Source organism: Thalassococcus sp. S3, assembly GCF_004216475.1.
Classification (GTDB): domain Bacteria; phylum Pseudomonadota; class Alphaproteobacteria; order Rhodobacterales; family Rhodobacteraceae.
The window spans coordinates 577,248-591,885 of sequence record NZ_CP022303.1 but is presented as its reverse complement, the minus strand read 5'-3'; the positions used below and the strand labels follow the sequence as shown (position 1 = coordinate 591,885).

Sequence of the window (14,638 nt, the reverse complement as noted above, 5' to 3'; positions counted from 1 at the left end):
CGCCGCAGCATTACAGCGTCCAGTACAACGAAACCGGCCTCGCCTACCTCACCCGCCGGCTGGAAGAGGATGGCATCTTTACTGGTTCGTACACGACACAGGTAAACATATCCTTCACATCGCCAGCCATCCTTCGGGCTATATCGGGCAAGAGGATGTGCGCTTTGCCGCCAGCTCGACCGACCGCAATCACATTAACCGGTTCGAAACCCGGCTGCGCTATCTTCCGGGCCAACGGGCGGCGCGCGACTGGAACTTTGAAACCCCCGGCACGGTGCCGGGCGGGGGCGACACCCTCTTTGGTCAGCCTGCCGAAGAGTGGCGCATATGAGCTTTACGAGTTCCAGACCATCGGCGGCTATGGCACCGACCGCGCCAGCCGGGGCATCGATGCGGCGCGGGTGGAGCGGCAGACCAAGCTGCGCATGCAAGCGACGGAGGCGGATCATGCGCGGGTGGAGGGGGCCTCGACCGTGCGGACCTTGTCGGCGGGCGGCCGCTTCACGCCTTATGACGTGGCCAACCCGGCCAATATTTTTGCGCCGCATGTGATCCACACGATCCTGCACAAGGCGGTGGATACCAGTCACGAGAGCGGTGGACCCGAGCCCGATTACACCAATCGTTTCCAGGCCCTGCCGGCGGAGGTGCCGGCCACGCCCCACCGCGCGACCCCGCGTCCGCGCATCGACGGCACGCAGGTCGGCATCGTGGCCGGCCCCGCGGGCGAGGAGATCCACCCCGGCGAATACGGCCGCATCAAGCTGTGGTTCCCCTGGGACCGCCGCGCGATGAAGGACGGCTCGGACACCTGATGGGTGTGCGTGATGCAGAACTGGGCGGGTACGGGCTGGGGCGGCCAGGTCATCCCGCGCATCGGCATGGAGGTCATGGTCACCTATCTCGACGGAGACCCGGACCGCCCGGCGGTCACGGGCGTGGTGCCGAACCATCGCCAGAAGGTCCCCTATGAGCTGCCCGCAAACAAACCCGCTCAACCTTCCGCACCAACACCCACAAGGGCCAGGGCTTCAACAAACTCAGGTTCGAAGATCAAAACGGACAGGAAGAAATATACATACACGCACAAAGAAACAAAAATGAGAAGGTGCGCCATGACCATACCGAACGTGTCGATAACAACTGGGTTCAATCGGTTGGTCACAACAAGGCTGCCGAGGTTGACAACAATCTGACCGAGATCATTGGGGGCGATATGCAGCTTCGCGTCGGGCCGGGACAGCGTGGCGGCATCGCGCCGGATGTCCCGCCCGAAAATGTCGCCGGTATCACCGGCTTTGGGAGCGCGTTTGGCGAGAAAGGCGTCAGCCCGCGCGGTACCGGAGGCCTGTATGTGACCGTTGATCAGGATGCCAGCCGGACCGTCGGGCGCGATGCCAGAGAGTTGGTACGCAAAAACAAGGTTGTTGACGTGCGTGGCCACATGCGGACGGTCGTGGACAAGACCGTGCTGATCGACGCAGGCGACAGCCTAAGCCTGCGTTGCGGAGCAGCGAGCATGGTGATGGAGGCCAACGGCACCATCACTTTGAACGGTAAGAGGACGACCGTCACGATGGATGCCCTGACTACGCTGCTTGCAGACACGGTAAAGATCAACTGACGCGCGCATGGGTCCTGATAAGCGTCGCTCTCATGAGCCTCGTGCTCGTTATCGAAGGATTTGGCAGCAATACAGATGATGGCAGCAACGACGACAGATCGGATACAAGCCTGATGTCCAGTCTTGGTTACCAAATTCCCCGTTTTCAAGAGGACTACGTCGCCCCGTTGCGCGCGCAGGGCGCAACTGAAGAATACATTGAGGTCTGGTTCAACATGATGGACGGCAAAACGCCAGATCCTGGGGTGCTGGCGGTGGCTGTTTCGCAGATAGATATCAAGTTCGGCGTTGAGCCGCGACCATCGGGCTATAAACCATCGGGCTATAAATGGCACCGCAGCTTGCTGAGCGTAGCCCTATTACGCAGAAACCTCGAAGGCGTCCGGACACTGCTGGAGGCCGGGGCGGACCCAAACGTCGCAGGGGCGCAGTTTGCAAAGACTGCACGGCCGACCACCTATCCTGAGTTGGGAGGCGGGCCGGATTGGTCGACGTCTGTGCAGTTTCTAGAGCTATACGTGGCACAAAGTGGGTGGGTTGATTATCCAACGCCAAGCGATCCATTTCCGATGATCAACCGGGCTGCATCAAACGGGAATTTCGAGGGCGTGAAGTATTTGCTGTCACAGGGTGCCGACCCGCGGATCGAGGTACGCGGACTGAACCCATCGCGCCCGCCGCTAGGTGATAATCGCTATGGGTTTCCCCGGATGCTTGGGGGCACTGTCGAGACCATGGCGTTTGTTCAGTGGTTCTTTGACAATGGGTACATGACGGATGCACCCGAGAAAATGGTAGCGCTGATCAATGACAACCATCGACGTGATCACAGCGGGCCAGACGATGATGGGTACGGAAGAAATCGCAATGCTGCGCTATATCCTTCAGACCAGCTTGGCCCTGCCGGATGGCTACAAGCTGGCCGAGCGCGAGGCCGCTGTGCGCGACCTGAACGACTGTGTCGAGCGTCAAGATGACCGACCGTGAACACAAAAGTTCGATCCGACCTCAGGACCAGGCCGTGCCTGCGCAAGGCGGGGGCCACAAACTACTACGTCTATCTGCGCTCCCGTGAGAGCATTCATCCTGCAGCAGTTGGTATGATGCAGTCCCCGAGACCTGGCAAGCGCCCGAAGTGTTCGAAGATCCGGGAAACGCATTCTATTCACAGTTCCATGGGCCGAAATTGCCGCCCGATAGCCCCGGCTAATGCCCCCCCTGTTCTGGCCATTCGCCGCAGTGAACCCAATCCATCGGATTTTGCCAGGCTGGGTGTGGTCATAAACTTTGATTTGAATTTCACCAGCACAGTCGCGGATTCCAGTCTCAACAGTTTGCTCATCAGCGTCGCCTTGTCTTTGAAGGAAGGCCACCACGGCGGCAGTATCGTCATTTCCCATGGAGCCGGGCTTGGCGCACCGCATGATGTAGCGATGGCCTATGTGAACGACCTGGACAACGTCCGGACGCTTGCGCGGCTCGACGGGTCAATTCCGATTGTGGTAACGCGGCCCACGGTGACGCTTGGCGGGATTGGATCCCTGACCGAGACGATCACGGTGACGTATTCGCTGACCCTGACGGCCCGGTTTGAGGATGACGGCGACTGCGGTACGAACATAACGCAGGGTATGGGTTAGCCAACGGAGCAACATCGGAGAGCCGCCGAGCAAGGGCGCAACCGCGCGGCAGAAGCGCTGGCTGACTGGAACGGCAAGATAATTATGACGGGTCACTCGTTGGGAGGTGGCCTGGCCGCAACGGCTGGGATTTCAGGCGCATTCTACGGCCCCGACTGTGACATATCCTGTGTGACATAAAACGCGGCCGGCGTGCACCCGGAAACGGTTGGTCGATACCTAAGCCGGCGGGCTAAACTTGGTCAGAACTCGAACACAAGGAACTTCTCGGTCGAGGATGAAATCCTGAACACGCTGCAAATCCAGCAAAGCAAACTTCCGCTGGTCGAGCCGTTCATTTGTTGGGCGAACGGGATCCCAGGCAACCCAACGATGCGTCTTAGCCCTGCGCGCGACGATACCGCTGTGACGCCGGGCATAAGCCCGGGCGATACCGGGATGGGGTTCTTTGCCGAAGCATATGCGCCCCTGCCAAAGCTCTGGTCGGTTGGACGAAATACACTGGCGGAAGCACAGGTCAGGCTACGAGGACGCTCCGAGACGCAAGACCTGCTTGCGCAGAGGGCGGATGCGCGGGCCGAAACTCTGACCAAGTTGAATGCGGAATACGCCAACGAGACCGATGCCGAACTTGCCGACCTTTGGCTGGAATTGGACAGTAACACGCTGTCTTCGCAAGCTGACCAGCACCGTGCAACTGAAATTCAGGATCGGATCGACGCGATCGAAGAGGGTCGCAACGCGCTGGGGCACGGATTGGATGAGGTCTACGAGACCCGAACACCTGCGTTCCCGGACATATCGAATGTTGGCAATTTCCCCGTCGTCACAGCCCTCGATGCGATAAAACGCAATTGTGGAACGGCAGATGAGTTTGTTCGGGGTGTCGTTACTTTTTTGATCACCGGCGAAATGAACCCGCACCGCGCGGTCCCGTTGGAGCTGTCGTGTTGGGATCTGCCGAGCGCTTGGACACGCTTCGATCAGATGAAAACAGAATTCATGGGGATTGCACCCCTCGGTGTCGGTGCTGTCATGTATCACACCTTCGACCCCTGCGCGTTCACCTTCCATAACCCGCGCGGATAGAGCATTCCCAGTGCGTCTTGCCACCTCGCGTCCTCTTTCGCCCCTCTATCTTCCGCACTGGTCGCTAGATGACGACGAGGTGGGTGTGGTGGTGGCGAATGTGCGGTTCTCGCCGTACGAGGATAGCTGGTTTTACGTGTCGCCCGAGGCGCCGAAGCTCATCCTGGCGGACAGGCTCGCGGGGGATCCTGTGACCCCCGCTTCGGAGGCGGAGCACGACATGGCGCGGGCAAAGTCGGAAAGCGATCTGAGTTTGCGCCAGACCGCTTGTGCTCTGGGGGCGGCGGCGCCCTTCGACGGGCCCGTGGAGCTTGGTGTGACGGATGCTTATTAGAGGCCTGCCCTGCCTTCGTGAAGACAGATGTCGCGACAAGGTCCAGTTGAGTGCTTTGACCTGGCATAATAGTTTGACAATTCCCCCCCGCCCACGGACAACAAGGTGCTTCGGTTCTGATTGGCTTCTGTCCGTCAGATGAAAAGGGAACACAGTACGATCCACCCGATCAAATCTGTGGCTGCCCCCGCAACTGTGAGCGGTGAGCGAAGCCGGAATTGCCACTGAGGCACCTGCGGGTGTCTTGGGAAGGCCCGGCGAAGCTGCGACCCGTGAGCCAGGAGACCTGCCGAAGTGCTCATCCTGTCCGGGCGCGGGGCGCGCCATGGGCGACGGGCAATCCGTAGCGATGACATATCTTCATCGTCTGCGGAGGGGCATTCCACCAAAGACACACGCCAACCATCCGGTCGACTGGCCGACTTTGGGGAATGAAACATGAAACGAACCTATTGCAACCTGATGGCGACCACCGCAGTGCTCATCGCGAACTCCGCGCTGGCACAGGAGGAGCCTGTCGATCTCGGCACGCTTATTCTGTCCGGCGGTCTGACACCTGTCGAAGCGGACGCCTATGGGCGATCTGTGTCCGTCCTCACTTCCGATGATTTCGAAACCCGCGGCATAGCCACAATCGAAGATGCTCTGCGCACATTGCCCGGTGTTTCAGTGACCTCAACCGGCAGCAGCCTCACGCAAGTTCGAATTCGCGGCAGCGAGACCAACCACGTTCTGGTTCTCGTGGACGGTATTGAGATCAACAGCCCGTCGAACGGGGACTATGTCTTTTCAGGTCTCCCTCTTGAGGATGTGGAGAGCATCGAGGTGCTGCGCGGTCCACAATCTGCGATCTATGGCTCGAACGCTTCGGGCGGGGTCATCTCGATCACAACAAAGAAGGGAACAAGCGGCACCACGGCCCAGGTTTCGAGCGAGGTCGGCAACTTTGACAGTCAAGCGATTTCGGCCTCCATTCAGCATCGTACCGAACGAGGGGGTGTCTCCTTCTCCTATTCGCGCCATATCACCGATGGCGAGGATCTGTCGCGTTCAGGCGGGGATACCGAGTTCAACAATCGAACGGTTCTCAATTTCGGTGTTGATTACGCGCTGACCGAAACAGCGCGTGTCGGTTTGACATATCGGAGGTTCGAACAGGACTACGGATTTGACGACACCAACGATCCCGATTTTGGTGGTACGGGCACGGGCCGGGACGATTACATCATCGATGGTAATTCGACCAGCCAGCGTGAAGAGACGATCGTTGGCCTTTGGTCTGAATTGAGTTTCTTCGACAGTCGGCTCGACACGAGGCTGGAGGCAACGACGGGCACGTTCGACCAGACATTTCTGAGTTCATTTGGCCCCTATACAACAGAAACAGAACGAGACGGTTTCAAGCTGAGGGGCAGCTATGCCCTGATTGGAGGGTCTGCGGCAGCGGCCGATCATAAGCTGAATTTTGTGCTTGAGCGTGAAACGGAGACCTTCACCAACAGCTTCGCCGGCGGCGTCTTTGAAGAGCGTTCAACAAACAGCGTGGCCGCTGAATATCAGGGGTCTTTCGCAAGTGGCTTCGATCTGCAGGTTGGGTTGCGCCACGACGACCACAGCCGCTTTGACAGCACGACGTCCTGGAACATCAGTGGCGCATATACGCTACCGGGTTCGGATATTCGTCTGCGCGGTTCTGCGGGAACGGCGGTGATTTTGCCGACGATGTTCGAACAGTTCGGTCAGACGCCGGGCGGCTTTATCGGTAACCCAAATCTTCAGCCCGAAGAGACCCGGTCTTTGGAGGTCGGGGCGGACTTTGGGTTTGCCAACGGGCGTGGCGATCTGGGGGTGACGCTCTTCCATCAGGACATCGACAACCTGATCCAGGGCAACGGTTCGACCGCCGTCAATCTGGCAGGGACAAGCTCGGCCAACGGTCTGGAGCTAAGTGCGCATTACGCCGCAACAGATTGGCTCGATATCGGGTTTGGATATGCCTACATCAACGGAGAGTCGGCAACCGGGACCAAGCTGGTGCGTCGCCCGGAGCATGAGGTGAACCTCAATCTGACTGCACATTACCTGAACAATCGCGGGACTGCATCCGTTGACCTACGTCACGTGGACGGAAACTTCATCACCGATCAGATTGCCAATAAAGTGGTTGAAGGGGACAGCTTCACAACGGTTAATCTGGCTCTGACCTACGACATCAACGACCGGGTCGAACTTTACGGTCGCGTAAACAACCTCTTTGATCGAGACTATCAAGAGGTTTTTGGCTACAACGCACCATCGCGAACAGCCTTTGTCGGTGTGCGCGCCGAATGGTGAACCTGCGGCATCTGTCCTTGCTGGCCCTGCTGCTGGCCGGGGCACAAAGCCCCGTGGGCGCTGCACCGCCTGAAAGGGTGGTCTCGATGAACCTGTGTACGGATCAGATCGCCATGCTGGTTGCCGCTCCGGGACAGCTCTATTCTGTGTCTCATCTTTCTGCTGATCCACGCATCTCGGCGATGGCTACGGAGGCCGAAGAGTTGGTGATTAATCACGGGCTGGCCGAAGAGATCTATCTGATGGAGCCCGATCTGGTCATTGCAGGCAGCTTTTCCACACGAGCAACGGTCGAGATGCTCAAGCGGCTGGGGATGCCAGTCGCGGTGTTCGAGCCAGCCTATGGGCTCGACGACGTGCGAGAGAGACTGCAACAAATGGGCGAAGTGCTAGGCCAAGAGGACACTGCGCGGTCTTTGATCGAGGACCTTGATCAGCGTCTTGACGTATTGCGAGCAGCGGTCGGGCATCGCCCGAGTGCAGCGCTTTACTATGCCAACGGATACACATCGGGCGATAGAACCCTGGCTGGACAGATCCTGATCGCAGCGGGTTTCGAGAACGCCGCGGCAGCAGCCGGCTATTCGTCGGGTGGGGTTTTACCGTTGGAGGTTTTGGCGATGCTGGACCCGGAAGCGGTGATCACCGGTCACCGATATCCCGGCGCCTCACGCGCCGAAGACATTCTTGACCATCCGGTCGTGCAAACGCTGCGCGAAGGCCGTGCAAGCGGCGCGATCACGGATCGGGACTGGGTATGCGGCACCCCATTTGTGTTAAGCGCCATCGAAGACCTGAGCACGGTCCGCAAAGATCTGTTGGCAGACTGACCGATGGCACGTTTGGCCATCGCACTCATCGCAGGTGTTATGGCGTTATTTTGTGCCGCTCTGACCCTCGGACCCGCCCAGATCGGTATGATGGAAAGCCTGGACGCGCTGATTGCAGGTGATGCGGGGCCATTGACGCTTGTGATGAGGGAAATCCGTCTGCCCAGGGCGATTTTGGCCATTATGGTTGGCGCAAGTCTGGGTCTTGCCGGTGCGGCCATGCAGGGTTATCTGCGCAATCCTTTGGCCGAACCGGGGCTCATCGGGGTGTCGGGCTCAGCGGCTTTGGGCGCTGTGATCGCAATCCAGACAGGCCTCGCGGCAAGCTGGGCCTTGGGTTTGCCGGCCATGGCTCTGGGCGGCGCACTTTTGGGGGTTGTTCTTGTTGTGGTGCTGGCCGGCCCGCGCGGCTCTTCACTGACGCTGATCCTTGCCGGCATCGCCATTTCCGCTCTCGCGGCGGCGCTCACCTCGCTCGTGTTGAACCTGTCGCCAAATCCCTTTGCGGCCAATGAGATCGTGTTCTGGATGATGGGATCTCTGGCTGACCGGTCCATGACCCATGTCTGGATCGCGCTGCCTTTCATGGCGGTGGGATGGGTGACGCTTGCGACGCTTGGCCGTGGGCTTGATGCGCTCACGCTCGGTGAAGACGCAGCAGGGGCCATGGGCATCAGCCTTGCGCGATTGCGCCTCAAGCTGATCCTGGGCACCGCTTCGGTTGTCGGCGCGGCAACAGCGGTCGCCGGTGCCATCGGATTTGTCGGTTTGGTGGTGCCCCATATCCTGCGCCCTTTGGTGTGTGCACAGCCATCCAAACTGCTTTGGGCCTCTGCCCTTGGCGGGGCCATCATGGTGCTTGCCGCTGATATCGCCGTGCGTCTGATCCTGCCGGAGCGCGATCTGAAACTCGGGGTGGTCACGGCGCTGATCGGAGCACCGTTGTTTTTGCACTTGATCTACAAGACGCGGAGGCAATTGCCATGACTTTGCTGTCCATAGACAGCCTGTCCGTCTCTCTGCGTGATCGCGATGTTCTGCGACATGTATCGTTCAACGTGGATCGCGGAGAATGCATCGGTCTTTTAGGCCCCAACGGTGTGGGCAAGACGACGCTGATGCGGGCGGCCCTGGGGCTGATCCCGCATCAAGGGCAAAGCAGCATCGCAGAGTTGAAACCGGCAGAGCGCGCGCAGCAGGCCGCATGGATGCCACAAGCGCGTGAAATCGCGTGGCCGGTTACAGTCGAAACACTCGTCATGTTGGGGCGCCTGCCGCATTTGGCCAGCGGCCAACGTCCGACCAGCCAAGATCATGCGCTGGTTGATGCGGCACTTGCCGCGATGGACCTGAACAGTCTTCGGTCCCGCACGGCCACACGCCTGTCCGGAGGGGAGCAGGCGCGCGTTCTCATTGCCCGGGCACTTGCGCAAGATACACCGCTGATCGTTGCCGATGAACCGGTCGCAGGGCTGGATCCCGCACATCAGATCTCGACCATGCGGACCTTTGCCGGTTTGGCGCAGTCAGGGCGCAGCGTGATCGTCTCTCTTCATGATCTCGGGCTTGCGGCGCGGCACTGCACGCGGCTGATCCTGCTCTCAGAGGGCACGATTGTCGCTGACGGAACCCCGGCTGACGTCCTCACGCTCGACCGGATGGCGCAGGTCTTCGGCATTCGCGCCTTCTACCGTGACACAGAAGAAGGCCCGGTTTTCCAGGCGTTGGAGGTTATCGCGTGACCCCGGAGCGTGTTCATCTGGACCGACCATGGCTGAGTTTCGATCTAGGCAGTCGGGTTCGGGTGCTCAGTTGGACACTCAACCGCCCCGGAATCGTCACCGCAAACCGGATCGTGTGGAGAGAGGTGCGCAACGCAAACCTGCCCGAAGAGTTGGACGTGCATGAATGGCTCAACCGGGAACTGAGCGCACGAGGCGAAGAGGAAAGCGTGGCTTTCTTGACCTCCCGCGCGATCGATCGCTTTCATTGCGCCGGGGCTCAAATAGGGTCGGCCAATGCTTTCGCGGTCGCAACGGTTGGCCTGTCGAATGCTGAGCGTGTGGGTCACCGTCAGCCACCGCACCCATTCGCCTATGGGACAATAAATATCGCGGCTCAACTGGATACCGGTCTGACCGAGGCGGGGCTCATCGAAGCGATGAGCATCGTTGTTCAGGCACGCACAGCAGCTATCCTTGATGCGAACGTCCCCCTTGTTTCAGGGCAAGCAACAGGGACAGGAACAGATTGCGTTGCGGTTGCGGTGCCGCCCGGTGAAGCCGCCTATGCTGGACTGCACACTGAAATCGGGGAAGCTCTGGGCCGTGCCGTTTATGACGCGGTCTCTGCCGGCGCAGCGGACTGGAAAGCAGAACAGGAGGTAAGTGAAGATGCTTGATCTTTTTCAAGTCGCACGAGGTCGCCTCGATGATCCTGAAACCGGTTGGAACATGGGCAGCTTCGGTGCCATAGCCGAATTTCATCATGTGGCTGGTGATCCACCTCCGACGGTTACCGGCGATCTATCCCGGATCACCGCGCGGGGTGGCATCCGGCTGGACACGCTTACCGATGTGCGCCCGGTCGCCTTTGAGACGCTGAGCCCTAAGCCGCATCGTTGGTCTCAGGCCGTGGCACTTTGCTTGCCCGAAGACGCGGCCTTGATGAGCCGTCGTGACAATCTGACCGAATTGGGGCCCGATACCAAAGCGCTCCGGCCAGAGGATCAAGGCGCGGTCCTATTTGATATGGGGCTCGCCCAGCCGCAGGTCGATTTCTGCATTCGCACCTCTGACCCTAAGTTGCTTTCCGTTCTTAGAGAGGCCGAAGGCAAATCTCTGTTTGAAAAAGGCAATCCCGCAATGGGCGCGATCCTCGCTACACATCCTCATCGCGTGGCTCTGACCCGGGTCGGCCGTGTTGAGGTTTACCAGTTGATCGGCGGGCCTGACACGGGCGGCAAATCCCCCGAAGGACCGCATACCCATGTGCTGCCCAAACTTTTGCGCGCAGAACGCACGCATTCCGCAAATGCCCCGATCCCCGAGGGGTGGGTGCCATGTGCGTCCTTTCATCCCGGCAGTCCCGTGTTCGACCGAATGGGGGCCGACAAGGATTTTGATGCAGAGGCTTTCGCCGCGTTTCAGGATCTGCTCAGGCTCTGGGGTATAGCGGAATATAACACCGCGAAGGACGCCGCCTGGGCCGCACTTCGGGCCGGCGAAAACGCAGAAAGCCATCGCGAGCCTGACACACGTCTTGGCCGTGCCGCATTGCGCAACGCCATCCGGCAGTGGCGGCGCGAAAACGGCGATGCATCACTTGTGCGCGCGTGGGCTGAACGATTTGACCGCAGTACTCACGAAACCGAAGACGACAACCCTGGGCATTGACGCGCTCAACCGGGCAAAGCCCCAAGAAAACGCGGCAATGTCCGTCGACACGAGAGGGGAGCAACTATGAAAATTGCTGCGATCATCGCGTACCTTCTGACCAGCGCCATCGGCGCTGCGGCGGAAGACACGAACAGCAATGCGCAAATCACGGTTGAACTCAACACGATCGAACCGGTGGAGACTGGCTGTCAGGCAACATTTCTGACGACAAACGAGCATAAAGAAGACGTCGAAAAGATCGTGTTCGAAGCCGTTCTGTTCGATACAGAAGGGGCGGTGGTCCTTCTTACGTTGTTTGACTTTGGGTCAATCCCGGCAGGGCGCCCCCGTGTCCGGCAGTTTGTCATCCCACAACAGGACTGCGATGCACTTGGCAGCATTTTGATCAATGGGGTTACGACATGTTCGGGGGCGGACCTGACGGCGTCCATCTGTGAAGCAGGAGTCGTTGTTTTGTCCCGCACGGATATCGAACTGCTCGGATGACGAACACGTTGGTAGCGATGCGCCACTAAACCGTCTGTGGGAGCGATGTTATCCCTTCAGATCAACGTAAAAGGAGGGGCTGGGTGGTTTTGCCCGACGGCGCTTTGCCGTGGCTATGGGAGGCTATTCCCCGTGTTCCCTCAAACACTGATCTAGGCAAGAGCCTGGCCCAAAAGTTGATGTGTTCATCCTTCTCAGCGACGCAGCTGTTCGCGAATGTCGCACGCCCCACCTGATCCCTATTCGTAGTAGACCAACCGTCCCATTGTATTACCCGGTCCGTCCGGCCCTGCGCAGTTCATCTCGTAGAGGTTGTCGTTCTGGATCAGTTCGCGGCCCTCTACAAAGACGCTCGTCTTGTTGGATTTCGGGCGACACCAGCCAAGGTTGACGCCGGACGACACCGCCCTTCGTGCCGACCTCGTCGTCGACGACCTTGTTCGTGCGCGAGGCCATGGTGAAGGCCTCCGTACCCGTGAAGATCGTCGAGGTGACGGTCGACTGCGACCAGTCGAGCTTGGAGATGATCATGTAAGGGATTGGCGTCACCGAAGACCCGACAGCCGTGTTGCACACTTCGGGAGAGAGGCAGACGATCGTCGCCTCCTTGCCGGAATGGCGGGCGGCGGATTTTTCCATGGCGGTCACGCTCCTATCTGTTGCGGTGCGGGGGCTGGGGTCAGGGTGTGAGCGCCGATCTCGGCGGCCGCATAGGTCTCGGGATCGGCGATTGCCGCACGCCACGTCAGGTCGAGAACGGGCGTTCCCGTGATATCCAGCATGACGGTGTCGAGCATCATGGCCTTTTCGGCGGTCGCATCTCCGCTCAGCCGCAGCACCTCGTTCTCGCGCAGGTACGGCCTGACCTGCAATGCGCTGGGCGCGGCGTTCCAGAAGCCAAAATCGTAGTCCTGGGGCATCCTGGGGTGGCGTGTGCGTTGTCAGTGATCGTCAAAGGTTCCCGCAAGGGCGCGACGTGGGGCCCAGGTGTTGGCGATGGGCCCGAAGCCACAGTCCGAGAGCGGCACGGTCGGATCGCCGCCGATCATCAATTCCCTCAACTCGCCGATCTGCGGAACGCGCCACTCTTTCACACCGTTGAGCGTCGCGGGTGTGGCAAAGCCGATGCCTGCGGGGTTTTCGGCATGGAAATCCGACAAGGCGCCCTTTGCATCGACGAGCTTGCCACCATCGACCCGCGCGTAATCCAGCGGAACGTGATCGACGGGTGTCGGCGATTGCGTCTTCCAGCCCCGTCGATTGCGCTGCCACATGGTCGGTCCGCGGACCTGTAAGCCCCAGGTCAAAAGCTCAGCCCTATCGCTGGATGAGATCGACACTCCGACCGGCCAATCCGTCAGCGCCGCGCCGCCGGGCGCATGCGCCGTGGCGCGAAGGCTGACGTCCGTGCGGGTCTTGGCCGGGGCGATGTCCTGCTCGGCCACCAGCGGCGTCGTCGCCGGATCGCCGACAAAGATGTCCGAAAGGATCAAGTCCGGCGCTTCGGGTTCGTTGTAGAACAAGCCCTCTTTGGACTGCTCAAACCGCGCCTTGGCCACCACAACGCCCTTCTCCGCATCCTCCGCGGTCCAGTGGCGAAAGAACAGATGAGCAAGAGGGGAAATGGTCGACAGATGCATGGTAAGGATTTGTTTTTCTGGCCTTTCAAAGAGTTGGCGCCAGCATCTATGCAACAGGTCGAGTAGGTGATCAGCCCCACCTGATTGGTCCAATTTGATTGTTAGTGTATGACCGGCCTTGGGTCCATGTGGACGATGGTTTCCGGGGCCGGCGGTCGGTGGCCCAGAGCACTATGAGGGCGTATCGTATTGTAGTGTTTTCTCCATCCTTCGATCAGGATTTGGGCTTTGCGCAGGCTAAAGAAGATTTCGCCGTTCAAGAACTCGTCGCGGAACCTGGCATTGAAGCTCTCGCAGTATCCGTTCTCCCAGGGGCTGCCTGGTTCGATGTATGCGGTCCTAGCTCCAACCGCTTTGATCCAGTCCTGTACAGCCTGAGCGACGAACTCTGGGCCGTTATCCGAACGAATGAACGATGGCACGCCGCGCAGAATGAACAGGCCACTGAGGACATCGAGGACATTGCCAGAGTTGAGCTTGCGGTCCACGCGAATGGCCAGACATGCCCGGCTGTATGCGTCGATAATGTTCAATGCCCGGAAGGCTTTTCCATCGTCAGTGCGGCAATGCACAAAGTCGTAGCTCCAGACGTGGTTGCGACGCTCCGGTCTTAACCGAAGGCAAGAGCCGTCCTTTCTTTGGTTGCCTCGATGGTACTTTCAGCCCCTCTCGCCGCCACAGCCTTTCGACCCGCTTGTCGTTCACATGCCAGCCAGCATCTCTCAGCAGTGCCGCGATCCTACGATAGCCATATCAACCATACTGCCGGGCCAATTCGATCATATCCGCCACAAGGTGCTCTTCATCAGTACGTCCCACAGGAGTTTTGCGTTGCGTGGAGCGGTGCTGTCTCAGGACACGGCAGGCACGGCGTTCTGAGACGTTCAGTTCAGTTCGAACACGATCAATGCACGCGCGGCGGCGAGCGGGGATTAGAGGTTTCCCTTGGCCGCCTCCGCCAAGATGAGCTTGTCCAAAGTCAAGTCTGATACGGCCTTTCTCCAACCGCTCGTTCTCTTTCTGCAGACGCTTCAGTTCCTTCAGTTGGTCCGTGCCCATCCCACCCTACTTGTTTGGCGGGAAAACCGTCCACTGGACGCTTTTCTCTATCCGCCTGCACTCCAGCGGTAATACGTCTGTTCAGTCACACCAATCTGACGGATCGCATCCAGACGTGGCATGCCTTGCCCCGTCAGAACCTCAACCTGCGGTAGCTTCGTGACAATCTCTTCCGGTTTGGGTCGCTTGTTGGTCATGTGTTTC

15 protein-coding genes, 4 pseudogenes and 1 riboswitch are annotated in these 14,638 nt (G+C 59.4%); of the genes and pseudogenes, 16 read left to right on the top strand and 3 right to left on the bottom strand.

Annotation, left to right across the window (positions count from 1 at the left end):
• The first annotated feature begins 109 nt into the window (after positions 1-109).
• From CFI11_RS24905 to CFI11_RS03040, 16 genes and pseudogenes are all read left to right on the top strand, one after another.
• Positions 110-331, top strand: a complete 222-nt coding sequence (locus tag CFI11_RS24905; protein ID WP_217358775.1) for a phage late control D family protein — start codon at positions 110-112, stop codon at positions 329-331.
• Positions 258-815, top strand: coding sequence for a contractile injection system protein, VgrG/Pvc8 family (locus tag CFI11_RS03110; protein WP_165390179.1), 558 nt, complete (start codon positions 258-260; stop codon positions 813-815). Before CFI11_RS24905 ends, CFI11_RS03110 begins: the two co-directional genes overlap by 74 nt.
• A gap of 12 nt (positions 816-827) precedes the next feature.
• Positions 828-929 (top strand): annotated as a pseudogene (locus tag CFI11_RS24900) (phage baseplate assembly protein V); the annotation flags it as partial.
• Between the two features lie 125 nt (positions 930-1,054).
• A pseudogene (locus CFI11_RS24895) lies at positions 1,055-1,180 on the top strand (hypothetical protein); the annotation flags it as partial.
• A gap of 36 nt (positions 1,181-1,216) precedes the next feature.
• Positions 1,217-1,624: a hypothetical protein gene (locus CFI11_RS24890; protein ID WP_371687466.1), complete on the top strand. Its 408-nt coding sequence runs from the start codon at positions 1,217-1,219 to the stop codon at positions 1,622-1,624.
• A gap of 807 nt (positions 1,625-2,431) precedes the next feature.
• Positions 2,432-2,611, top strand: coding sequence for a hypothetical protein (locus CFI11_RS24465; protein ID WP_217358747.1), 180 nt, complete (start codon positions 2,432-2,434; stop codon positions 2,609-2,611).
• 188 nt (positions 2,612-2,799) lie between these two features.
• Complete coding sequence (locus CFI11_RS03090) at positions 2,800-3,264, top strand: hypothetical protein (protein WP_130402957.1); 465 nt, start codon at positions 2,800-2,802, stop codon at positions 3,262-3,264.
• Positions 3,265-3,636: 372 nt separating this feature from the next.
• Positions 3,637-4,353: a hypothetical protein gene (locus CFI11_RS03080; protein ID WP_130402952.1), complete on the top strand. Its 717-nt coding sequence runs from the start codon at positions 3,637-3,639 to the stop codon at positions 4,351-4,353.
• A 10-nt stretch (positions 4,354-4,363) separates the two neighbouring features.
• Complete coding sequence (locus tag CFI11_RS03075) at positions 4,364-4,687, top strand: hypothetical protein (RefSeq protein WP_130402950.1); 324 nt, start codon at positions 4,364-4,366, stop codon at positions 4,685-4,687.
• Between the two features lie 94 nt (positions 4,688-4,781).
• Positions 4,782-4,996, top strand: a riboswitch (cobalamin riboswitch).
• Between the two features lie 129 nt (positions 4,997-5,125).
• Positions 5,126-7,021: a TonB-dependent siderophore receptor gene (locus CFI11_RS03070; RefSeq protein WP_130402948.1), complete on the top strand. Its 1,896-nt coding sequence runs from the start codon at positions 5,126-5,128 to the stop codon at positions 7,019-7,021.
• Positions 7,018-7,851 (top strand): ABC transporter substrate-binding protein, encoded by an 834-nt coding sequence (locus tag CFI11_RS03065; protein ID WP_254449007.1) that lies wholly within the window; start codon positions 7,018-7,020, stop codon positions 7,849-7,851. The genes CFI11_RS03070 and CFI11_RS03065 overlap by 4 nt, the downstream gene beginning before the upstream one ends.
• A 3-nt stretch (positions 7,852-7,854) precedes the next feature.
• Entirely contained in the window at positions 7,855-8,838 is a 984-nt protein-coding gene (locus CFI11_RS03060) for an iron ABC transporter permease (protein WP_130402944.1), read from the top strand.
• A complete protein-coding gene (locus CFI11_RS03055; RefSeq protein WP_130402942.1) occupies positions 8,835-9,593 on the top strand; it encodes an ABC transporter ATP-binding protein in 759 nt (252 codons plus the stop codon). The genes CFI11_RS03060 and CFI11_RS03055 overlap by 4 nt, the downstream gene beginning before the upstream one ends.
• Complete coding sequence (locus CFI11_RS03050; protein ID WP_130402940.1) at positions 9,590-10,252, top strand: adenosylcobinamide amidohydrolase; 663 nt, start codon at positions 9,590-9,592, stop codon at positions 10,250-10,252. The genes CFI11_RS03055 and CFI11_RS03050 overlap by 4 nt, the downstream gene beginning before the upstream one ends.
• A complete protein-coding gene (locus CFI11_RS03045; protein ID WP_130402938.1) occupies positions 10,245-11,246 on the top strand; it encodes a hypothetical protein in 1,002 nt (333 codons plus the stop codon). Before CFI11_RS03050 ends, CFI11_RS03045 begins: the two co-directional genes overlap by 8 nt.
• Before the next feature lie 66 nt (positions 11,247-11,312).
• Positions 11,313-11,735 carry a hypothetical protein gene (locus tag CFI11_RS03040; RefSeq protein ID WP_130402936.1) on the top strand — a complete coding sequence of 141 codons (423 nt, stop codon included), beginning with the start codon at positions 11,313-11,315 and terminating at the stop codon, positions 11,733-11,735.
• A gap of 270 nt (positions 11,736-12,005) precedes the next feature.
• Here CFI11_RS03040 and CFI11_RS03035 read toward each other — a convergent pair whose 3' ends face one another.
• From CFI11_RS03035 to CFI11_RS03020, 3 genes and pseudogenes are all read right to left on the bottom strand, one after another.
• A complete protein-coding gene (locus tag CFI11_RS03035; RefSeq protein WP_130402934.1) occupies positions 12,006-12,374 on the bottom strand; it encodes a PAAR-like domain-containing protein in 369 nt (122 codons plus the stop codon).
• 5 nt (positions 12,375-12,379) lie between these two features.
• Positions 12,380-13,375 (bottom strand): annotated as a pseudogene (locus CFI11_RS03025) (DUF2169 domain-containing protein).
• Positions 13,376-13,476: 101 nt separating this feature from the next.
• A pseudogene (locus CFI11_RS03020) lies at positions 13,477-14,631 on the bottom strand (IS3 family transposase).
• Between the last annotated feature and the right edge of the window lie 7 nt (positions 14,632-14,638).